The organism is Pseudomonas sp. NPDC087346 (genome assembly GCF_044744235.1).
Taxonomy (GTDB): Bacteria; Pseudomonadota; Gammaproteobacteria; order Pseudomonadales; family Pseudomonadaceae; genus Aquipseudomonas.
The window spans coordinates 323,238-344,811 of record NZ_JBIUXX010000001.1 but is presented as its reverse complement, the minus strand read 5'-3'; the positions used below and the strand labels follow the sequence as shown (position 1 = coordinate 344,811).

The following is a 21,574-nucleotide window of genomic DNA, read 5'->3' as shown; positions in this document are numbered from 1 at the left end:
AGGCGCAGCTCGCCGTAGTCCAGGTCAGCCATGTGCGTGCACACGCTGTTCAGGAAGTGACGGTCGTGAGAGATGATGATCATCAGGCTGTTACGCTGGGTCAGGATGTTTTCCAGCCAGCGAATGGTGTTAATGTCCAGGTGGTTGGTCGGTTCGTCGAGCAACAGCACTTCAGGATCGGAGAACAGCGCCTGCGCCAACAATACGCGCAGTTTCCAGCCCGGCGACACTTCGCTCATCGGGCCGAAGTGTTGCTCGATGCCGATACCCAGACCCAGCAACAGCTCACCGGCGCGAGATTCGGCGGTGTAGCCGTCCATCTCGGCGAATTCGGTTTCCAGCTCGGCAACGGCCATGCCGTCTTCTTCGGACATTTCCGGCAGCGAGTAGATGCGATCGCGCTCGGCCTTGACCTTCCACAGCTCTTCGTGACCCATGATCACGGTATCGATCACGGTGAATTCTTCGTAGGCGAACTGATCCTGGCGCAATTTACCCAGGCGCACGTTCGGCTCGAGCATCACTTGTCCGCCGGAAGGATCAAGATCGCTGCCGAGGATTTTCATGAAGGTCGACTTGCCGCAACCGTTGGCGCCGATCAGGCCGTAGCGGTTGCCCGCGCCGAATTTGACCGAAACGTTCTCGAACAGCGGCTTGGCGCCGAACTGCATCGTAATGTTAGCTGTAGAAATCAAAGGTTTTTCCTGCGAAGCATTCAGAGTAGCGAGGGTGCGGCCGGGGCGCTGGGCCCGAGTCGAAGTGCGCCGAGGCGGGGGACATTCCCGTCATCAACCAGGGGAGGCACGTAAAGTTTGGCGGCGATTGTACTGGTCTGGCTGCCTAAACGATAGGGCGAATACGCCGCAGAGGACGTTTGGCACAAACACGGGACAGATTTTCACAGATGAGGTTCACCATTGGTTACAAACTGCGGCTAAAATGCCATCCATTCGTCCAATGACCGCTAACGGCATGGGCTCACCGGTATTTATGCCACTGCAACAGCTCCTTCGCCGCAGGCCGGCCAGGCGCGCAGTGTGTTCACTTTCGACGTGTGACGATTTCCTTGAAACTCATCATTGCTGCTATTTATGTCATTTCCATTGCATACGTTCACTTGCGTGGGCGTGTGCGGCACAAGCTGGGTCGCCAACTGAGCGACCACTCGACGTTTCTGGCGCCGATCAATTGCTTCCTTTACCTGTTCTCGAAGAAACCGAGCCAGCCCTATCTTGATCCGGCCGAGTTTCCTGATCTGAGCCCGTTACAGGCGCATTGGGAAGAAATCCGCGAAGAAGGGCAGAACCTGCTGCGTGCAGGCGAGATCAAGCGCTCGAATCAATACGACGATGTCGGTTTCAACTCGTTCTTCAAATCCGGCTGGAAGCGTTTCTATCTGAAGTGGTACGGCGAGAGCCATCCGTCGGCCATGAAGCTGTGCCCGCGCACCACTGAACTGGTGCAGAGCATCGGTTCGATCAAGGCTGCGATGTTTGCCGAACTGCCACCGGGCTCGAAACTGGTACGCCACCGCGACCCTTACGCCGGTTCGTACCGTTACCACCTCGGTCTGGAAACGCCGAACGATGCTGGCTGCTATATCAATGTCGACGGCGAGAGTTATCACTGGCGCGACGGTGAGGCGGTGATGTTTGACGAAACATTCATTCATTACGCGGTAAACAGCACCGACAAGAACCGCATCATTCTGTTTTGCGACGTTGAGCGGCCACTTAAGTATCGCTGGGCGGCAGCGTTCAATCGCTGGTTCAGCCGGACGGTGATGTCTGCTGCCGGCGCGCCAAACGATGTCGGCGACCGGACGGGTGGTATCAACCGTTTGTTTACCAAAATCTACAAGATTCGTTTGCGCGGCAAAGAACTGAAAAAGCGTAATCGAAAGCGCTACTACATGGAAAAGTGGGCGATCTTCGGTGGTTTGCTCGCGGTTTTCATTCTGATCTGATTGCTACTGTGTCCGTGTTGGCGCCATCGCTGGCAGGCCAGCTCCCACAGTGGCCGTTACACCCCGGACCCTGTGGGAGCTGGCTTGCCAGCGATGAGGCCCTGACATTCACCCAAGCAAAACCTGATTCAATCCAACATCTCAGGAGGCTTTTTTAGTCTTCTTCGCTGGCGCAGCCTTCGTTGGTTTCTCTGCTCTAGCCTTGGGCTTGGTGGCCGCTTTCCCACCCAAACTGCGTTTAAGCAGCTCGGTCAAATCGATAACATCGGCAGTCTTGCGCTCTTCCTCGCCACCCACCGTCTCGACATCCTCGATCTTGCCTTCATGGGCTTTTTTCTCCACCAGCGCCATGATCTTGTCTTCAAACTCATCTTTGTAGTCGTCTGGACTCCAGTCGCCGCTCATGTCCTCCACCAGCCGTTTAGCCATATCCAGTTCACCCTTGGCCAATTGCGGTTTGGTCACCTCGCTGCCAAGTTCCAGCTCATCGAGACCGCGCACCTCTTGCGGCCAGCGCAGCTTTACCAGCACCAGCGCTGATTCCAGCGGCATCAACGCCGCCAGGTACTGACGTGTGTGCAGAACCACTCGGGCGAGGGCAACTTTGTTGGTCTTGGTCAAGGTTTCGCGCAATAACGCATAAACCTTGCCGCCGCGTTTGTCCGGTGCCAGGTAATAAGGGGTCTCGATGTTCTGCAAAGGGATCTGCTCGGCATCGACGAAGGAAAAGATGTCGATGGTCTGGGTTGAAACCGGGTGTGCGGAGCGAATTTCTTCCTCGCTAAGCACTACATAGCGACCCTTTTCGTATTGCACGCCTTTGACGATATGTTCCTTGGTGACTTCTTTGCCCGTGACCTTGTTTACCCGTTTATAGCCCACCGGGTCCATGTTGCGGCTGTCGAGCCAGTCGAAGTCGACACCTTTTGATGAGGTCGCGGAAACCAGCGCCACAGGGATGTGCACCAGTCCGAAGCTGATCGCGCCTTTCCAGATTGCCCGAGCCATGGTGCCGTCCTCCAAGTGATGATCAGGTGACCAGTGACCCGGCGCGAAAGTTTCCGGCGTTTATCGCGGTCAAGCCGTGTTACATCTTGTTTAGCGGTGATGGGTTAACAAATCCGAACGCTCGGCGTAGCGTGGACTCGAAGGCTCTATCACCAGCGAATCGAGAGGCCGTCCCATGAACCGAGTTTTGTCTGGCGTCTTTGTGCTGCTGCTCAGCGCAGGTCTGGCGCATGCCGACGTCACGGCGCCGACATCGTCGCTGTTGCTCGCGCAAAGTCCGACGGGTACCAGCAACAACCCTTACAACAGCCCGATTCGCCGGGCTAATCCAAACAGCATGCAGGGCACCCAGCCCAGCGCCCCGATCATTCGCGGGCCGAACACGGTGCCCGTACCAAGACAGCCAACCATTGAAAATCGTGGCATCGGCAATGGTCAGTCACAGCGTTCGGTGCCGAGCACTCCACCAAAATTCATCCCCAATCCACCGCCGCGAGATGGAGACGGCAACCGTTGAATGGCAGAACCGGGTTCTGTCAGCCTTTCAATTGAACAAAAGGAATCGTGCATGTTGCGTAAAACCCTTCTAGCCAGCCTGTGCGCAGGCGCACTTGTCAGTCTCCCGACCTTCGCTGCAATAGCGCCCAAAGAGTTGAAAAGCGAGCAGGGCACACTTGAAGTCACCACTGTCAGCCAAGGTCTGGAACATCCCTGGGCACTGGCATTCTTGCCGGATCGCCAAGGCATGCTGGTGACCGAACGACCGGGCAACCTGCGGATGGTGGGTGCCGATGGCAAGTTATCGGCTCCAATCAACGGCGTGCCGAAGGTGTGGGCCAAGGGGCGGGGCGGTCTGCTCGACGTGGTGCTTTCTCCGGATTTCAAAGAGGATCGGCTGGTGTATCTGTCCTACGCCGAGGGTGGCGGTGCAGGCGACAAGGCCGGGACGGCGGTGGGGCGTGGACGGCTGTCGGATGATTTGACGACGCTGACGGATTTCAAGGTGATCTTCCGCCAGGAGCCGAAGCTGTCGGTCGGCAATCATTTCGGCTCACGCCTGGTGTTTGATCGCGACGGCTATCTGTTCATCACCTTGGGTGAAAACAACGACCGGCCGACCGCACAGGATCTCGACAAGCTGCAAGGCAAGGTCGTGCGCATCTACCCTGACGGCAAGGTGCCGGACGACAATCCATTTGTCGGCCAGTCGGGCGTGCGTCCCGAGATCTGGTCCTACGGCCATCGTAATCCGCAGGGTGCAGCGCTCAACCCGTGGACCGGCACTCTTTGGGAAAACGAACACGGCCCGCGTGGCGGTGATGAAGTAAACATCATCGAGCGCGGGAAGAACTACGGCTGGCCGCTAGCGACCCATGGCATCAATTATTCCATGCAACCGATTCCGGAAGCGCAGGGCAAAACCGCCGAAGGCACTGTCCCGCCGCATCATGTCTGGGAGAAATCGCCCGGCGTCACTGGCATGGCTTTCTATGATGCGGATCGCTTCAAACCGTGGCAGCACAACGTGTTTATCGGTGCGCTAGTCACTCAAGAGTTGATCCGGTTGCAGTTTGATGGTGACAAGGTTGTGCACGAGGAGCGGTTGCTGGGTGAACTCAAGCAGCGCATCCGTGATGTTCGACAGGGGCCTGATGGTTATCTGTATGTGCTGACGGATGAGGCCGATGGTTCGCTTTACAAGATCGGCCTGAAATAACCGATCTCCGGCATTCATATGTTTTTGTGGCGAGGGAGCTTGCTCCCGCTTGAGTGCGCAGCGCTCACAGGTTCTGGGGCTGCTTCGCAACCCAGCGGGAGCTTGCTCCCTCGCCACAAAAGATTGCGAATACTGGATTCATTTTCGGGCATGGATCACCACCGCAGCCCTCAACTTCCCCCGGCCAAACCGGCACATTTTCTCGAATTCGCCATGGCTGACCGGTACATGCTGGCAGTCCATCGGTTGTCGATGCTGGCTGTGGTCAACATCCGGATCGTGCAGATACACGAAGTCCTCGTCGCAATCGGTCACCACCACCCAATGCGGCGACTTGGAGCGGGTCAGTCGATAGCTGCTGATCAACACCAATGGCTGGCCACCAGCGGCCAGCACGGTAGGCAGGTTCAGTTGCGCGCCGATCAACTGCTCGACATCGGTCTCGTGCAACTGCGCGCTGAACTCGTCATGCACCAGGCGCATGACGTCTTTTTTATGCTCATCACGCACACCGTCGAGGAACAACGGCCCGGCCAGACTTAACTGCAACGTCACAGCAAAACCTCGACGCCACGCCGCCAACGCCAAACCTTGCGGGCTGCAACCACCGTGGCCCGAAGTCATGAACACCGTGGTTGCCTCACGCCAGATTTGCAACTCTTCGCGCCGCTCCAGCAAACGCTCGGATTGCAACGCGCCCATGGCCATCAACAAGCAGGCAGGGCCACAAGTGAAGTCAGTGGTTTGTGAATAGAACGGCACCCGGATGCTGCGCGAATCACGGTGTTGAAGGATGCGTTTCTCCAGGCGCAATGCGTCTGCATGATCTTCGTAGTAGTCGTGGATCAAGGCGAAGCGCCGATAGCCGTTGCGTTCGTACAAGGCAATGGCGGCGGGATTATCTGTGCGCACTTCGAGCCGTAAGTAAGCACAGTCATGCTCAAGTGCACAGGCCTCGATGCGTTGCAGCAATTGTTTGCCCAGTCCCGTGCCACGGGCGTCGCTGGCAATCGCAATGGAATACAGGCGTGCCAGTGAGGTGCCTCGGTGAAAAAGCACCAACGCGTAACCCAGCAACTGATCATGGCGCTCGGCTACCAGCAGTTGCGCATGGGCGCGGGTGATCATCCATTGAAAGCTGCGACTGGTCAGCCGGTCGGTGGTGAAACATTGCATTTCCAATGCCAGCAGCGCCGGCAAATCCTCAACTACTGCCAAACGAAAAACAGCACTCATATGACCACCGTAAAAGTTGCGTAACGAAACGAGACTTTCGAAAAACTTCGTGCTTAATAGAAAAGGTCTTGTTCTCCAACGGATCAATCTCTATGTCAGCGGTACAGGGTCATTGGCGCGAAGTATCCGGGCAAAGTTTGCCAGCGGCAACTTATTTAAACTCAGCGGCGAGAACTTCAAGTCAAGTGCTGATCATCGTCGAACGCAAGGAAGACTGGGCCTCGTACTTCCCCAGTGAGGACATCATCACCGCGCAGGAATATCTGGAGCAACCGCCGGATAGCGAGCCCGGCAAGCGGGTGCAGGTGATCAACCTGTGCCGCAGCTACAAGTATCTTGGGCACGGCTATTACTGCTCGTTGCTGGCGGAAGCCCGTGGGCACAAGGTGATTCCGTCGGTGCGCACCATCAGCGAACTGACCCGCAAATCACTCTACGGCCTGGCGCTTGATGATCTGGATAAAACCCTGGAAAAAGCCCTCAGTCATCATCTCTACAGCGACACTGAAGGCTTCACCCTGACACTTTACTTCGGCAGAACACATATCGAGCCGCTGCAGGATCTGGCGCGTCAGTTGTTTGAGGTGTTTCCATGTCCGATTCTTCTAGTTGAGTTTCGCCGGACTAACGGTTGGCATATCGAAGGTATAAAGTCCGGGGCGTTACATAAGTTGCGAGATGATCAGGAGGATCAGTTTGCCAACGCGCTGGACGGCTTCAGCCGTAAAATCTGGCGCATGCCGCGTTCCCGCCAAGTGGCCCGTTATGACCTGGCGATCCTGCATGATCCGCAGGAAGCGCTGCCGCCATCGAATGCCCGTGCTCTGGAGAATTTTGTCCGGGTTGGCAAAAACATGGGCATCGACGTCGAGCTGATTGAACGCAAGGACTACGCACGTCTGGCCGAGTACGACGGTCTGTTGATCCGCGAAACCACCAGTGTCGACAATCACACTTATAGATTTGCCAAGAAGGCCGAAAGCGAGGGGCTGGTGGTGATGGATGACCCGACGTCGATCCTGCGTTGTACCAACAAGGTCTACCTGACCGACTTGCTCAACAGTCATCAGTTGGGCATGCCGGCCACGGAAATTCTCTACAAGGAACGACCCGAAGACTTCGAGCGGGTCGGCGAGCGCTTGGGTTTCCCTTTGGTGCTGAAAATCCCCGATGGCTGCTTTTCACGCGGAGTGATCAAGGTCGAAAGCCAGCAGGCGCTGCTCGAAGCCACCGCCGAACTGTTCGAACATTCGGTGCTGTTGCTGGCGCAGGAGTTTTTCTACACCGAGTACGACTGGCGCATCGGCGTGCTGAATCGCAAACCGATTTTTGCCTGCCAATACTTCATGTCCAAGGGTCACTGGCAGATCTACAACCACAAGGCGAAGGGCCAGGACGTCAACGGCGAGTGCCGGACCATGGCGATCCATGAAGCGCCGCGAGCGGTGGTGGAGCTCGCAGTTAAAACCGCCAACCTGATCGGTGATGGTCTCTACGGCGTCGATTTGAAACAGGCCGGCGACAAAGTGGTGGTAATCGAGGTCAACGACAACCCGAACCTCGACGCCGGCATTGAAGACGCGTATTTGCAGGACGATTTGTATTCACTGGTGCTGGAAGAGTTCGTGCGACGGCTGGAACTCAAGCGTCGCGGACAGGCATGGTGATCGGCCGATGATCAGCAGTTTTGCTCTGAGTCATGGCGCCTTGCAGCGGGTTGAACGGCTGGACGCCGAGGTGATGCTGTTCAGCAATCCCGATGCCGCCGAGCGCGATTTGCTCCACAGTCACTACAAGGTCGATGAGCATGCGCTGGCATCGGCGCTGGACCCGGACGAGGTGTCGCGGATCGAGTTTCATCCCGACCATTTGTTCCTGATCTGGAAACGTCCGGAAAACTATTCCGGTGGCGGTAGCCTCGCGTTCGAAGTGTCGTCCTGCGGTTTGCTGTTTTCACCGGGGCAACTGTTAGTGATTGCGACCGATGACACGCCGCTGCACGGTCTCGGCACTCGGCAACCATTGAATTCACCCTTGGATGTGCTGCTCGACTTGCTGTTCAGCAACATCCATCACTACCTCGGGCACTTGAAGGTAATCAAACTGGTTGCCCGTGAGTTGCAGCAGAAATTCAACGCATCGATGCAAAACCAGCATCTGGTGCAGATGTTCAACCTCAGCGAAAGCCTGATCTATTACATCAATGCGCTGCACAGCAACGGCGCGGTGCTGACGCGGTTGCGCAATCATGCGGACAAACAGCATTTCGGCAGCGAGGCGATTGGTCTGATCGACGATCTGATCATCGAAAACAATCAGTGCTACAAGCAGGCAGAAATCTACTCCAACGTGTTCTCCGGGTTGATCGACGCACGCGGCAACCTGATGAACAACAGCATGAACAACCTGCTGCGCAAGCTGACGCTGATCAACGTGGTGTTTCTGCCGCTCAACCTGATCGCGAGTATTGGCGGCATGTCCGAGTTCAGCATGATGACCGCCGGGACGCCGTGGTGGGTGTCGTACCCGGTGTTTCTGGTGGTTATGTTGCTGGGGGCGGGCGGGATGTTGTTTGGGCTGCGGCGGTTGGCCAGTTGATGTTGTGTTGATTGGTCGGACGCCTTCGCTGGCAAGCCAGCTCCCACAGGTTCTGGCTATGCCACAAATTCTGTAGACAACTCTGATCTCTGTGGGAGCTGGCTTGCCAGCGATAGCAATCTCAGAAGCACTGAAAAAGCCTGATCAGTTCACCTGAGGTGCATCAACAGACTTCTTCCTGTCTTGAACGCCACGAACCACCAGATACAACAACGGCCCAATCGACACAAAAACCGCTGTCAGCAGCAAATAAGGCACCACCGACCAGCCAGTCTGCCCTCGAGACCGGGCATCCTTGACCATCCAGACCCCGGCCAGTATCGCCAGCAGATACAGATCAATCACTACCTGCGCGGTATCCGGCCGCGACAACAGGCTGATGCCAAAGTCGATCAATGATTGTTCGGCCTGGAGCATCACCGAAACCGTATACCCGGTGAAGGCAATCAAAGCGGTAAGGGGCAGGGCGATAGACATCATGCAGTCCTTCCTTGGTGTGATGAGCAGAATCACCAGCCTACCGCTGCGCCGCAAAAAACGCCATTGACTAACCTGCGGCGCTCGGGCTAATTTCAGCCCATGACTTCCACAGTATTGCGCTGCCAGCCAAGCATTATTACCGCCATTCCTCATTTGGCGGGCTAGCTCACGACTGCAGCACCCAACCCGCCCTGGTGGCGGGTTTTTACTTTCTGTCTCCGGGGTTTCGATTCAAACGTCAGGAGACGACCATGCGCCCCAACCCCGCCCAGCAAGTCCTGCTTGAGCTGTACGTGAAAAAGATCCTGGCTGCGCCGGTTTACGACCTGGCGGTGCGTACGCCATTGCAGGACGCATCGGCTCTTTCCGAAGCTTTTGGTAACCGGATTCTGCTCAAGCGCGAAGACTTGCAGCCGACGTTTTCCTTCAAGATCCGCGGCGCCTATAACAAGCTCGTACAGCTAAGCGACGAGCAGAAGGCGCGCGGGGTGATCACTGCTTCGGCAGGCAATCATGCCCAAGGTGTGGCGCTGGCGGCGCGTGAACTGGGAATCTCGGCGACCATCGTCATGCCATCCACCACGCCCGAACTCAAGGTACTTGGCGTGCGCAGTCGTGGCGGCGAAGCGCTTCTGCACGGTGAGAGTTTTCCCTTTGCCCTGGCCCACGCGCTGCAACTCGCGGAACAGACCGGACGCACCTCCGTGTCACCCTTCGACGACCCGGACGTGATCGCCGGGCAGGGCACCGTGGCCATGGAGATTCTGCGTCAGCATCAAGGCGCGCTCGATGCGATCTTCGTTCCCGTAGGCGGTGGCGGCCTGATCGCCGGCATCGCGGCGTACGTCAAATACCTGCGCCCGGAAGTGCAGATCATAGGAGTTGAATCCGAACACTCGGCCTGTTTGAAAGCTGCCATGGAGGCGGGAGAGCGGGTGGTGTTGCCCAATGTAGGCACATTCGCAGATGGTGTGGCAGTGGCGCAGATCGGCGAATACGGCTTCGCCGTTTGCCGCTTCTGTGTGGACGAGGTAATCACCGTCAGCAATGACGAGTTGTGCGCCGCGATCAAGAATATCTACGACGATACCCGCTCGATCACCGAGCCCTCCGGCGCACTGGCAGTCGCTGGCATCAAGCAATACGTGGCGCGCAGCGGCGTGCGCGATCAGGTCCTGATCGCTATCGACTCAGGCGCCAATATCAACTTCGACAGCTTGCGGCATGTGGCCGAACGCGCCGCTGTATGCGGCGCCCCGGTTTCGGACTATTCCTGAATGGCCGTTCCGACCCTGTCCGAAGCTGACCAGATGCGGTAACGCACTTCGACGTCTTTCGGTGCGTATATCACCAACGGTAGTTTGCTGTTGTAGCGCAGCATGAAGCCGTCACCCACAACAGGCACGAACGCGCGTTTTTTCTTGAAACCTTCAGGGCAGCCCATCAGCGTACTCATCGGGCCAATGACTTTTTCAAGTCGGTAGTAGGAGTAACCCCAGCCTTCGAGATTTTTCTCATCGAGCACGCCACCCAGACGTTGGCGATTGCAGTCCACTTCGAGAGTCTTGCCGGCCAGCACTTCGACCTGAAGGTTATCTTCCTGATCCTGTTTCGGCAAATAGATGACCTGACGACTAAAACCGGCCTCAGCCTTGGGATACGGGGCGACGTCTTCGAGTTTCGCCGCATGGGCGAAAGTGGACAGGCTGGCGATGATCAGCCCGGTGGTCGCGTAAATGCGTAAAGAACCCATGGAAGCCTCCTTGCAAGCGTAGTGTGGATGGCAGGCATTCTTACCCTCACGGCTGATGAATGCAAACCGGTGAACAATTGCAAATTGCAGTGCTCAACCGAGCATTTCTTGCAATTTGCAACGGGCTAAATACTGGCCACTCCGCCAAGTGCTTGAATTTCCAAGGGTCAAAATGACCCGATGAAAGGCATGCTTTATGCGTCTATTTGGTGCAGCGCACCGGGTTCGGGCGCCTACACTCCAACAGGCATTTCGCAGTACAGCCATTTGCCGTACCCAAGGAAATAGCGGGGAATACACCCGCGCAGGGGCGGCAGAAGGTCAACGTGAATACTTGATTGGTGGTCTCACAAAAAGGAGAGTGTTAGCCATGTTTCTATCTGCCCTGGAACTTCGCAATATCATTGAAAGCAGTTTTCTGCCGAAACGCTGCCAATGCACGCTGTCGCCGGATTTGTCGATGACGGTAAAAGTGTTTGGCGATCACCGCACCGATCAGGTCGATTTGCTGGTCAGCGGTATTGATGCCAGTCATCTCAATGGCTGTCGCGAGATCAACGAATTGATTGCAGGGTTGCGCTCGGATCTGAGCAAACAAACCGCGATCCAGCACTACAGTCCGCGTTCTCGAGCTGTTTAACCCAGCGTCTCACTCAGTTCGACCGTCACGCGCCGGGCCTGCAAGAAGCCAAGGCCCAGCGCGAGCTCGACCAGCAGCAAACAGCACCGCACTGCGCCGCGCTACGAAACCTGCTGCGGGTGAGGATTCAGTGCTCCAGATCGCCAGCAAGCCATCCGGCAACAGTCCCCAGACCAGCGCGAGCAGAAAACACAACGAAGAAGTAATGCCCGACAACGTGCGAAACGACAACTGCATGGCCAATCCTGCGGCAGTTAGGAGGGCCCCGAGCATACCGCCGAGAGCCCGGGTCCGCCTACCGCAAACCGGCAAATCAGAAATTTCTGTCAGTTCTGGAAACTACAGGCGTCAGACAGCTTCCTGTAGGTGATCTCCTCAGGCTTGCCTGCATTATCGATGTACTTCATGTCAGCGGTAATGACCTTGCAATTCTGCGTCTGCGGCTCGGTCATCGAGATCACTTTGTTCACGTTCAACGGCATCCCGTACTGGTACGGAACCGCTTTCGACGTGGTTGAGGTGTCAGCGGCCTGAGCCAGTCCGGCAAGAGCGGTGCAGGCGAGGGCGGTAGCGAGCAAAAATGGGCGAATGTTCATGGTGAGACTCCCGAGCGACGGAAAGAAAGCCCGGCATGTACAAGCCGGACCTGCCGCACCTGGCGTCAGAAAGAGTCTGAGGGCGTGCGGTTCAGTAGAGTCTTTGACTACGGCGTTAAGCGATGGTTAAGCCAGCTGAACGCCGGCTGTCTGGGCGAATGGCAAATTTCCGAGAAATACAGGCCGTATTCCTACAAGAACAGATGCCTTATCGACTTTCGCCAACGAGAGTCTGGCGCCTATTGTTCATCGCCGCTGTAGATCAGCGGCCAGGCTTGGTCAGCACAGATCAAAACCGCACATTAATTACAATTCCAGCGCGAGTAATCCGTATGCCGATTCTCAATCCATTACCAAACCGTTATCACCCACTGAACTCCGGCGTCACGGAAAGCGCGCCGCTGGTCATCGACACGGAAGCTGATCCGAAAGACATTCTGGAAGCCGCCGTTCAGCGTATCCGCGCTTGCAGCGATCTGCTCGAAACGTTGCATTGCCTGTGCTTTAAACACGCGGATGTGCAAGACATCCCGCACCTTACCCATGCGCTGTATTTGTTGGCGCAGGATGGGAATGATTTGTTGCAGGTGGCGCAGCAGCGGATGGTGGGGTGGAAGGCGTCGCTTTGACGGTGAGCACGTATTTTCAAGCTAGTTATGGAGTTTCAGTCAACTTGTCCGGCTTCGGCACAATTGCCTCTAGCGTTACTCACGAAGTCGGACAGTCTGTTATTTCAGGTCGATAACTTCGAATCCCTTTCTGTTAGGCAGGGCATTCGCGCCTTTGGGCTCATCTGGCTGACCTTTTTTTGGAAGATAGTCATAAATGAGGAGTTTTGAAGGATCTTCATATCCCTCATTGGGTATGACTAACCGCATTTGTTGAGGCCTCAAGTACAGAAAAGTAGGCTGGGCCTTTTCTGCGAAGTCGATACGTTCCAGTGTCCCGGTGATTGGGCTCTTACGCAAAACGGCCCCTTTCAAATAAGGCGAGCCGTAGTTCATTGCATAAATCAGAGTGGACGCTGTGCATTTAGCTAACACAACCTCTCCAACAAAGTCGGAGTCAGGCATGTCGGTAAAAGCTGTATCGACGTGATCATCAATTTTTAGAAAGAGCCGCTGGCCATAATTACTTGGACAAGCTAACAGGGATGCGGTCGACCCATCGGAAAGTGAGCAGTCCAAAAGGTTATTTTGTGTATCTGCTAAAGCTGGGCGGAATAGAAGTGCGATAGTGAAAATGATCCATTTCATGGTTCCGAACTGTTGCGTTCCTTCGGTTTATAGGTGGATTTACATGTGTGGAAGTGGCACGTCCTAATCGTGTTTTCTTCACTCAGAACGACAGCTGCGTTCTGAGTGAGGTTGATTCTCGTCGTTATTCTTCGCCTGACCAATACCAGATCGTATCGCCCCAAGTTGAAGCTTCAATTTTTGGCATAATTTCACCTTGATTAAAGTGGCGACGGGAGTCCGTTTGCGCAGGTGTAAACCAAAAGCCCGTTTTGCTACAGATCTGACCAGCAATTATTCGGGAAATTTGCGAAGAGTTTTTCGGCTTGTAGCTTCTTGCATATTCGACTAGATCTTTTGGATAGACCACATGGTTGATGTTGCTGTCATCTATTCCATACAGGAATGCAATGGCGCCGGCTTCCAAGGCCCAATATCCAACATAGCTGCCTTCATCACCATCAGCGTGCGTGTCGTGCCATGGCGCCTGTTCGAAGGACGGATACCAATTTTTGCAATATTCGTCTAAATGTTGGGACGCTTCACTTTTTTCTTCTGCGTAAATGGCTTGGATAAGCGACGTGTAGACATCGTGATACCACTGATCAACATCCTCGCGCTCAGGCAAAACCTTAACCAGCAGATCTTCGTAAAGAGTGTCCGCACCGGCATACCCTGCATTATCAATCAAAAACACAAAACGTTTTAGCAGGTCGATCCGATGCAGAAAAATGCATAAGCTTATTACTTGTACGCATTCTTCATATTCATCGACCCAGTCATCTATGGTCAGTGGTGTGATATTGGGTATCTGTTCGTAATTTGCCAGTTTTTCCTGTAGGTCTTCATAGCTTTCAATTAGGGTTTCCAGAGGTGATTCGAGGTTTTCTATCTCCTCTCCGGCAGTGTAGAGCATTAATATGTTTCTCAAGTACAGCGTTTGAAAGTTTTTAGCGCGCAGCGATTTCTCTTGTTCTGGGGAGTCTGCTTTGAACAGCTTATCACTCCAAAACACAAACTCTTCTTTGTAGTTGTCCTTGAAGTTTTCAAATCTCTGCTCTGTAAGAAATTTTTGTCTTCTGATCATGCTTTAAGCCTCAATCTTAAGAGAATCCAAGTTTCCGAATTTTTTAATTAATGAGCGCTTTTTCTTGTTGACGGCGGCTTTGACTGCGTTCTCTTCATAGTGAATTGCCTTGTGTTCAGCATGCGTCTCGGCTTCAGATCGCTCAAAGCGAGCTTTCGCGTGCTGTTCCGAACTTTCCAAGTAAAGTGGTGAAAAAAACAAGTGCCGGCTATATGAGTACTTTACTTCTTTTATAAGCTTTTCAGGTGCGGATTTAATTAGGTTTTTCTCAATCCATTCACGGCTCATTTGAACGAGAATAGTTTTGCCGTTTATTTGAGGCGCTGGTTTCTTACCCGTAGGTTGAGGGGTCCGTTTACCACTTTTTTGCGGTGGAGCACCTTTTTTTCCTGTATTTGCAGGTTTGTCTTCGATTGGCTCTAATAGTGTAGATGCGTCTATTCCATTGACCCCAAGCTTAGACACAATACTTGGTTTACGTGTATTGCCCGTTTTCCGCATGAATTTTGGTGCGTCTTCTTCGCGACTGGCTTTCGCTTCAACGATTGCATACTTTTCGTTGCTATTGGTCTCCGGATTGGCTCGCCAAATGGAGTCAATTCCAGTCCCGTTAGCTGCGTCCGTTAGTTTATAGAGAACGTTCCAGCGTTTTTCGCTGCCTCCCTTGGAAATTTTTCCCAATCTATTGGAGTCGGGTTTGCCGTTTATCCATTTCCCTTCGATACCTTTATCATGTCCGTCCCAATCTTTCCCCCATCCAAAAACTTCGGCACACACATAGTCGGCGATGTGTTCGCCGCTAACGCCCAAAGCTTCATTAGTTATGTCGAGATTTGGGTTCCGTCCCAGCTTTGTGGAATCACTTTTTTTGTCCGATGTGCTGCTTGGATTGTCATTTCCCCGACTCGCCACGGCTGGGTCTTTACTTGCCGGTTTCTTGACTTTGGCGGGTTTAGTAGTGCCTGATGCCATTCCGGAACTGTTACGTTGCATTCCTTTCCACTTGATCAACCGATTTTCAACTATGCCAAGCATTGCTGGCATATTGTCGCGGGAAGTGGCAAGTACGGTCACTACTGTGGATTGAGCCCAGTTTGGAAGGCTTTGGAAGGTAGATGAACCTTTTACACCAGTGATGATGTCATCTATTTCTGCACGTAGCTTTCCTGCGTCGAAGATCTGTTTAAGTAGTTCCTCAGGGCTTGTTTTAATTCCGCACTCTTCTAATACGAAACGAAGTAAATCAAAAAGCACTGGCGCGAAACGCTGTGGGTCTTTATTGACGATTCGCAAGCTTTTCTTTAAACCGTCTCCAGGTCCTGGAATCCAGCCTATGACTGCCATTAGCAAGTCAAACTTGGCGTCTTCTTTACCAGAGTCTGATTCTGCGTTATAGAGAACGATAGATGACTCAATAGTGTCATATGCATCTATCGCTTGTCCTAAAAAAGGTACTGCGCCTAACGCAATGCCTTTAGCAAGCTCTACAGCAGCTTCCTGATAAGCGGCGGTACGATCTTCAGTCTCGGCTGCATTATCTTCGACTAGTTCCTCGCTCATGTCAGTCTCCCTGCTGCTTTTTCCATTAGCGCTTGTAAATCAACTTTCTCTGGGTCAAGTCCGAGTTTGCGAAGGTCCTCATTGACCTTTTCGTCGCTGCTTTGTACGACTGTTACTGATTCCCGATCGAAGGATCTTGGGTCTTCGCCGTAATAGATTTTTGCCGGACCTTTAGGAACATCTTCCAATCGGGAAAATCCGTCATCATCAAGTACACCTTTACGAGTTGAACCGTCTGCGAACTCCACGAGATAGGAAGCGCCCGGAACGGGTTCAAGATTGTTGTAGTGCAGGTTCAACTCAAGCCAAGTTGGATTGGACTTAGCCTTTTCCATTAACTTGCCGGCGATATCAGCTGCCGCTAACCTAGGAATCAGCGGAGAGAGAATTCCGATCCCGGTTCCAACCCCGGGTGCCCCCCCGGTATTAACCTTCACCTCAGCACCACTGATCGTCACGCCACCGGCATCAACCTTCACAAAACTGCCGCCAGCCTTGGCAGTAAGTTCCATACCGCCCTCGATCACGACCTTGTCGCCCGCGTGGTAGTGAATCTCTGTGCCTGCTTCAACAAACTGCGCACTGCCGACCTTCAGATGCTGGGTCACGCCAACCGTCAGGTGATCATCCGCGCGCATTTCGCTGACGCGGTCAAGGTAAGTGATGCGGTGTTCTTCGACCTTGAATTCGCTCAGGGTGTTGGCTTCAACGGTGTCATGCCGTTCATTACCAACGCGGATTTTCTGGTCGTGCTCGATGTTTTCGTCCCAGTCGCGCTGGGCGTGGATGTAGATCTGCTCTACACCCTTTTTGTCTTCGATGCGGAATTCGTTGTAGCCCTTGCCGCCCGGGGAACTGAGGGTCTTGAAGGTGCTGCGGGTTTTGTTTGCCGGCAGGTCGTAGGGGACGACGTTTTCCTTGTGGTACAGGCAGCCGGTCACCAGCGGTTGATCGGGATCGCCCTCAAGGAAAGTCACCAAGACTTCCATGCCTACGCGGGGGATGGCAATGCCACCGTAGGCTGCGCCCGCCCAACCGCTGGCGACGCGCAGCCAGCAACTGGTCTGGTCGTTGGACTGACCGTCGCGGTCCCAGTGGAATTGCACTTTGATCCGGCCGTACTGGTCGCAGTGGATTTCTTCACCGGGCGGGCCGGTGACGATGGCGGTCTGGCTGCCGAGGACTTTTGGTTTCGGGTGTTCGAGGGCAGGGCGGAAGTGCGCGTCCCACGGGGTCGCGAGAAAGCTGTTGCGGTAGCCTTGATGGAAATCGCTTTTGTTGTCGGTGACGTCGCTGGTGACGTTTTCACCGAGCACTTGCGGCTGTTTGCCTTCGTGGAAGACTTCCAGCAGCAGCCACATTTCATTCCATTCTGCGCGTGGATGCTCGGCCAGGGTCATGAAGTGGCCGCTGGTGAGGGTCGGTTCATCACCTTTGCCTTCGGCCAGTTTGTAGTCGCTGCGATGGCGTTCGAGGGCGCGGGTCGACAGCTGCTTGCCACGTTCGCGGGTGGTAAACAGGCCCGGATAGTCGTAATCCTCCAGATCCGGGGCGAATGCACTTTTGGCAGAGCCTTCGGGCAGGATGCGCGGTTTTTCGAAGTCGTAGTCGCGGCGACTGGTACGGGACGTACGAGTTTCCAGACGCAGATTGAAGCGCTTGATCACCGGTTTATCCGCAGCCATGCCGGAGTCTTGCTGGTAGATCACAGGTTTGAGTTTGCGAAACACCGTCTGGTCATCGCCAAACACCAGTGTGTGCCCACTGCTGCTGTGCTGGAAGTGGAAGTGAATGCCTTCCTCCTCGCACAGACGCTGAATGAAATGCAGATCGGATTCGTCGTACTGCACGCAGTAATCGCGTTCCGGATACTCGGCGCCAAGCTGGAATTTGTAGGCGTCAGCAAGAATCCCGCGATCCTCCAGCACTTGGGCGATGATCTTCGGTACGGTCAGATGCTGGAAGATCTGCTGATCATGGTTGTGCCGCAGATAGGCGAGTTGAGGCACCAGACTGATGCTGTAACGAGTCAGAGTCTTGCCGGAATCACCTTGCTCTATGCGGTACACCAGACCATGGATTTTTCCTTCGCCGGTGGCGCCGAAAGTCAGGCAAGCTGGTTTGTGCAGCAGCTCTTCGAGTTTCAGGTCGGGGCGGCCGCTGACCAGTTCGAGGTCGAAACGGAAAGGCTGGTTGAGTGCTTCGCGGCCAGTGAAACTGAGCACTTGCAGATCGACGGAAGCGCCTTCGATCGTGAGGGTGATGTGAGTTGCATTGGCGTCCAGCATGCCTTGGTTTCCGTCCTTTGGATAAGCAGAGGGGGGATGTTGCAGGATTAGCCTGCACCGTTCAAGGCGCAAATGCCGTAGGAATCGTCCTAAACAAGCCTAGGGGATTCCCTTAGACATAACGTCTGGCCCAATAAAACCGGCGTTTTTTGCCGCCGATCAGAAGGAAATTTACCGCGCTGCGATCATCTGTCAGCCGAGAACAATCAGTCAGTTTCAGACTAAAGTCGCCTGTAGCCCGTCAAAGCCATCTGCCATCATTGCCGTTCACCCCCGCGTTTCACTTTCTCCCGGCTCTGAATTGATCTGGGGCGAAAGCTATTTTTCTGGCTTATTGCGCTTGTGCGCAAACGCTGCACTGTTGGAGTTTTTCATGCGTCCCCCATTTCCCCTCATCAACCCGCGCCAGTCGTTTGGCTTCGGAGCCTTTGTGCTGTGCGCAGGTTTTACCGCGCAGGTTCAGGCCAGCGGTTTTCTGGAAGACACCACGGCGAAGATCGAGTCGCGCACGGTGTATTTCAACCGCGATTTCCGTGATGGGCACACCAGCAACGAGCAGGGCGCATCGAAGCGTGAAGAGTCGGCGCAGGGTTTCATTCTCAACCTGCAATCGGGCTACACCGAGGGCACCGTCGGTTTTGGTATCGATGCGCTGGGCATGCTCGGTTTTCAGCTCGATTCCAGCCCTGATCGCAGTAACAGCGGTTTGCTGCCGTCGAGCGGCGACAACCCGCGCGGCTCGAAAGGCCAATACGCGAAAATGGGCCTGACTGCCAAAGTTCGGGTTTCCGACACGGTGTTGAAATACGGCGCGCTGATGCCGGACCTGCCACTGCTCAAGTACAACGACGGGCGCCTGCTGCCGACCATGTTCAACGGTGCGATGCTGACTTCCAAAGAGGTCAAGGATCTGACCTTTATGGCGGCGCGCCTGGACAAGTACACCGCGCGTGACTCGACCGATTCGCAAGACATTCGCGTGCACTGCAAGAACAAGCGTTATGCCTGCAACACCACTGCCGATCATTTCGACATGTACGGCTTCGACTACAAGATCAACGAGCGTCTTACCGCGCAGTATCACTACGCTGAGCTGGAAGATATCTATCGCCAGCACTTTATCGGTCTGCTGGGTAATCAACCGTTGGGCGACGGCGTGTTGAAGGCTGATTTGCGCGTCCTGAAGAGTGCCGACAGCGGCGCACAACGCGCAGGCTCCATCGACAACCGTGCCTTGAGCGGCATGCTTTCGTATGCGATCACCGGCCATACGTTCAGCGCCGGTTGGCAGCGCATGAACGGCGACAACTCGATGCCGTACCTCGATGGCACCAACCCGTATCTGGTCAACTATGTGCAGGTCAACGACTTTGCCGCAGCGCAGGAGCGTTCGTGGCAGTTGCGTTATGACTATGACTTCAAAGCCATCGGCATCAATGGCCTGAGCTTCCTGACGCGTTATGTCAACGGTGACCACATCAAGGTGTTGGGCAGTGCGCAGGAAGGTAAGGAGTGGGAACGCGACAGCGAGTTGAAGTACGTGATTCAGAGCGGCACGTTCAAGGACGTCAGCCTGCGTTTGCGTAATGCGACTTACCGGACGAACTACGAGAAGTTCGCCCGGGATGTCGATGAGACCCGGTTGATTGTGAGCTACAACTTCTCCGTCCTGTAACCACAAAACCCTGTAGGAGCTGCGGCACGCTGCGATCTTTTGATCTTGTTTTGAAAAAACTACGTCAAAAGATCGCAGCGTGCCGCAGCTCCTACAGAGGGGCGTTCGGCAAGTCCGGATTTATAGCCAGTGCCAGAACCGGCTCCAGAAGCCGCGATTCAGATCATCCTTGCACGCCGCATATTGCTGGCCATACATATTCGAACGCGTCTGCACCTTGCCGGCCGTGGTCATCAGCCACGCCTTGCTGGCATAGGTTTTCTGCCGATAGCCGCCCCAGCCTTCGTGGTAGTTGAGGTACTGGCCGTAGGCGTCGTACTTGTAGACGCCGTTGATCGAGGTGGTCTTGTCCATGTACCAACCGACGAAGTCGATGGCGTCATCGAAGTCGCCACGGTCGGCCCAATTCCGGCCGGTGCTTTTCTGATAGTCGGACCAGACTTCATCCTTGGCCTGCGCATAACCCTTGGCGGTCGACACCCGGCCCCACGGAATCACCCAAAGCAGATATTTGCGCGGGGTTTTGGCGTCGTAGCGATAGCCGGACTCCTGATACATGATCGCGAAGGGCACCTGAATCGGCACCCCCCAACGTTTTTGCGTAACTTGCGCGGCGTCGTACCAGTCGCTTTTTTCCCGGAAGATCTCGCAGATATTCTCGGGCGAGCGCGGCGGTGATGTGCCGCACCCGGTCAAGAGTGCCGCGAGTACCAGTAGTCCAACTGTCTGCCCTGAGTTCAAAAGCCTTTATCCCGTGGTGCGCAAAAAGGGCGACAGTCTACGCGCTCAGGACAGTTGATGACGATAAGGCAAATCCGGACCGGTCTTGCTGCAAGTCATCGCTGCGGCCTGCACGGCAAACTTGAGCATGCCGTCGATCTGCTCGCGATTGAGCTTTTGCACACCTTCTACCGAATCCAGCCCTTGCTCGGTCAGCCAGGTAATCAGCGCTGCCTGGAAGGTATCGCCGGCACCTACGGTATCGGCGATCTTCACCGAGCATGCCGGCACCGACCATGAACCGTGTGCGCGGCTGAAAACAGTAGCGCCGTCGCCGCCACGGGTGAGGAACACCACCTGGCAACGATGCTTCAGCCAGCCTTCGATTACTCGCTGTGGATCTTGCTCGGGATACAGCAGGCTCAAGTCTTCATCGCTGACTTTGATCAAGTCTGCCAGTTCAACCAGCGTGGCGATTCGCGAGCGCCACAGCTCGATATTCGGCTCAGGATTGAGGCGTACGTTAGGGTCGAGCGTGATCAGGCGCTTGCCGCTTTCACGCTGAACCAGCGTCAGCAGTGCGTCGGCAATCGGTTGCACCACCAGCGAAAACGAGCCGATGTGCAAGCCACGAACCTCCGGCCCCAACGATGGCATGTGCGCCACGCTCAATTGCCGATCCGCGCAGCCCTCGCCACGAAAGCTGTAGTGCGGCGAGCCATTGGCACCGACCGCGACCATTGCCAATGTGGTCGGCGCGGCGAAATCCACCAGATAGTCAGGCCTTACGCCTTCGTCTTGCAGCACTTGCTGCAAACGTCGGCCGAGGTAGTCGGTCGACAGCCCGGCGAACAGCGCCGAGTCCACACCCAAACGGCGCAATCCCACCGCTACGTTGAACGGCGAGCCGCCGGCAATCGCCTTGAAATTCACTTTCGACGCCAGACCGCTGGCATCGTCTTCGCTGAAGAAATCAAACAGGGCTTCGCCACACACCAGGTACATAGTTGTTTGC

20 protein-coding genes and 2 pseudogenes are annotated in these 21,574 nt (G+C 55.0%); 9 read left to right on the top strand and 13 right to left on the bottom strand.

Going from position 1 to position 21,574, the window contains the following annotated elements; genetic code table 11:
- Nucleotides 1-695, bottom strand: a 695-nt coding sequence (locus tag ACIOZM_RS01415) for an ATP-binding cassette domain-containing protein (protein WP_401208608.1), incomplete at its 3' end; no start/stop codon positions are given.
- A gap of 371 nt (nt 696-1,066) precedes the next feature.
- Here ACIOZM_RS01415 and lpxO point away from each other — a divergent pair.
- Nucleotides 1,067-1,966, top strand: a complete 900-nt coding sequence (gene lpxO / locus ACIOZM_RS01410) for a lipid A hydroxylase LpxO (RefSeq protein ID WP_401208605.1) — start codon at nt 1,067-1,069, stop codon at nt 1,964-1,966.
- 141 nt (nt 1,967-2,107) lie between these two features.
- On the opposite strand, the gene ACIOZM_RS01405 is transcribed toward lpxO, so the two are convergent.
- Nucleotides 2,108-2,974, bottom strand: coding sequence for a Ku protein (locus ACIOZM_RS01405; protein ID WP_401208602.1), 867 nt, complete (start codon nt 2,972-2,974; stop codon nt 2,108-2,110).
- Between the two features lie 175 nt (nt 2,975-3,149).
- On the opposite strand from ACIOZM_RS01405, the gene ACIOZM_RS01400 reads away from it, so the two are divergent.
- Together ACIOZM_RS01400 and ACIOZM_RS01395 are read left to right on the top strand one after the other, a co-directional pair.
- On the top strand, nt 3,150-3,491 hold the full coding sequence (locus tag ACIOZM_RS01400; RefSeq protein ID WP_401208600.1) for a hypothetical protein: 342 nt from the start codon (nt 3,150-3,152) through the stop codon (nt 3,489-3,491).
- A gap of 51 nt (nt 3,492-3,542) precedes the next feature.
- Nucleotides 3,543-4,691 (top strand): PQQ-dependent sugar dehydrogenase, encoded by a 1,149-nt coding sequence (locus ACIOZM_RS01395; protein WP_401208597.1) that lies wholly within the window; start codon nt 3,543-3,545, stop codon nt 4,689-4,691.
- 138 nt (nt 4,692-4,829) lie between these two features.
- Here ACIOZM_RS01395 and rimI read toward each other — a convergent pair whose 3' ends face one another.
- Nucleotides 4,830-5,927 (bottom strand): ribosomal protein S18-alanine N-acetyltransferase, encoded by a 1,098-nt coding sequence (gene rimI / locus ACIOZM_RS01390; protein ID WP_401208595.1) that lies wholly within the window; start codon nt 5,925-5,927, stop codon nt 4,830-4,832.
- 92 nt (nt 5,928-6,019) lie between these two features.
- Between rimI and ACIOZM_RS01385 the strand changes: the two genes are divergently transcribed.
- Nucleotides 6,020-7,594 (top strand): RimK family protein, encoded by a 1,575-nt coding sequence (locus tag ACIOZM_RS01385; protein ID WP_401208592.1) that lies wholly within the window; start codon nt 6,020-6,022, stop codon nt 7,592-7,594.
- A gap of 7 nt (nt 7,595-7,601) precedes the next feature.
- Entirely contained in the window at nt 7,602-8,525 is a 924-nt protein-coding gene (locus tag ACIOZM_RS01380) for a magnesium transporter CorA family protein (protein WP_401208589.1), read from the top strand.
- A gap of 144 nt (nt 8,526-8,669) precedes the next feature.
- Here the strand turns inward: ACIOZM_RS01380 and ACIOZM_RS01375 are convergent, their stop codons facing one another.
- Nucleotides 8,670-9,005, bottom strand: a complete 336-nt coding sequence (locus tag ACIOZM_RS01375) for a DUF2834 domain-containing protein (RefSeq protein WP_401208586.1) — start codon at nt 9,003-9,005, stop codon at nt 8,670-8,672.
- Nucleotides 9,006-9,256: 251 nt separating this feature from the next.
- Here ACIOZM_RS01375 and ilvA point away from each other — a divergent pair.
- A pseudogene (gene ilvA / locus ACIOZM_RS01370) lies at nt 9,257-10,246 on the top strand (threonine ammonia-lyase, biosynthetic); the annotation flags it as partial.
- A gap of 26 nt (nt 10,247-10,272) precedes the next feature.
- On the opposite strand, the gene eco reads toward ilvA, so the two are convergent.
- Nucleotides 10,273-10,758: a serine protease inhibitor ecotin gene (eco, locus tag ACIOZM_RS01365; protein ID WP_401208584.1), complete on the bottom strand. Its 486-nt coding sequence runs from the start codon at nt 10,756-10,758 to the stop codon at nt 10,273-10,275.
- A 370-nt stretch (nt 10,759-11,128) separates the two neighbouring features.
- Between eco and ACIOZM_RS01360 the strand changes: the two genes are divergently transcribed.
- A complete protein-coding gene (locus tag ACIOZM_RS01360) occupies nt 11,129-11,398 on the top strand; it encodes a DUF1652 domain-containing protein (protein ID WP_401208629.1) in 270 nt (89 codons plus the stop codon).
- Here the strand turns inward: ACIOZM_RS01360 and ACIOZM_RS01355 are convergent.
- Nucleotides 11,395-11,635 (bottom strand): annotated as a pseudogene (locus ACIOZM_RS01355) (hypothetical protein). The gene ACIOZM_RS01360 and the pseudogene ACIOZM_RS01355 overlap by 4 nt on opposite strands.
- Before the next feature lie 89 nt (nt 11,636-11,724).
- Nucleotides 11,725-11,994, bottom strand: a complete 270-nt coding sequence (locus ACIOZM_RS01350; protein ID WP_401208581.1) for a DUF2790 domain-containing protein — start codon at nt 11,992-11,994, stop codon at nt 11,725-11,727.
- Nucleotides 11,995-12,326: 332 nt separating this feature from the next.
- Between ACIOZM_RS01350 and ACIOZM_RS01345 the strand changes: the two genes are divergently transcribed.
- Complete coding sequence (locus ACIOZM_RS01345) at nt 12,327-12,623, top strand: hypothetical protein (protein WP_401208579.1); 297 nt, start codon at nt 12,327-12,329, stop codon at nt 12,621-12,623.
- Between the two features lie 99 nt (nt 12,624-12,722).
- On the opposite strand, the gene ACIOZM_RS01340 is transcribed toward ACIOZM_RS01345, so the two are convergent.
- The 4 genes from ACIOZM_RS01340 to tssI all read right to left on the bottom strand — a co-directional run bounded on the left by ACIOZM_RS01340 (nt 12,723) and on the right by tssI (nt 18,164).
- Nucleotides 12,723-13,250, bottom strand: coding sequence for a hypothetical protein (locus tag ACIOZM_RS01340; RefSeq protein WP_401208576.1), 528 nt, complete (start codon nt 13,248-13,250; stop codon nt 12,723-12,725).
- Between the two features lie 124 nt (nt 13,251-13,374).
- Complete coding sequence (locus ACIOZM_RS01335) at nt 13,375-14,316, bottom strand: PoNe immunity protein domain-containing protein (RefSeq protein WP_401208573.1); 942 nt, start codon at nt 14,314-14,316, stop codon at nt 13,375-13,377.
- Between the two features lie 3 nt (nt 14,317-14,319).
- Entirely contained in the window at nt 14,320-15,876 is a 1,557-nt protein-coding gene (locus ACIOZM_RS01330; RefSeq protein WP_401208571.1) for a hypothetical protein, read from the bottom strand.
- Entirely contained in the window at nt 15,873-18,164 is a 2,292-nt protein-coding gene (tssI, locus tag ACIOZM_RS01325; RefSeq protein ID WP_401208568.1) for a type VI secretion system tip protein TssI/VgrG, read from the bottom strand. The genes ACIOZM_RS01330 and tssI overlap by 4 nt, the downstream gene beginning before the upstream one ends.
- Nucleotides 18,165-18,537: 373 nt before the next feature.
- Here tssI and ACIOZM_RS01320 point away from each other — a divergent pair, with 373 nt between their 5' ends.
- Nucleotides 18,538-19,839 (top strand): OprD family porin, encoded by a 1,302-nt coding sequence (locus ACIOZM_RS01320; RefSeq protein ID WP_401208565.1) that lies wholly within the window; start codon nt 18,538-18,540, stop codon nt 19,837-19,839.
- Between the two features lie 120 nt (nt 19,840-19,959).
- Here ACIOZM_RS01320 and ACIOZM_RS01315 read toward each other — a convergent pair whose 3' ends face one another.
- Together ACIOZM_RS01315 and ACIOZM_RS01310 are read right to left on the bottom strand one after the other, a co-directional pair.
- Nucleotides 19,960-20,580 (bottom strand): hypothetical protein, encoded by a 621-nt coding sequence (locus ACIOZM_RS01315; protein ID WP_401208562.1) that lies wholly within the window; start codon nt 20,578-20,580, stop codon nt 19,960-19,962.
- A gap of 45 nt (nt 20,581-20,625) precedes the next feature.
- Complete coding sequence (locus tag ACIOZM_RS01310) at nt 20,626-21,564, bottom strand: carbohydrate kinase (protein ID WP_401208559.1); 939 nt, start codon at nt 21,562-21,564, stop codon at nt 20,626-20,628.
- Between the last annotated feature and the right edge of the window lie 10 nt (nt 21,565-21,574).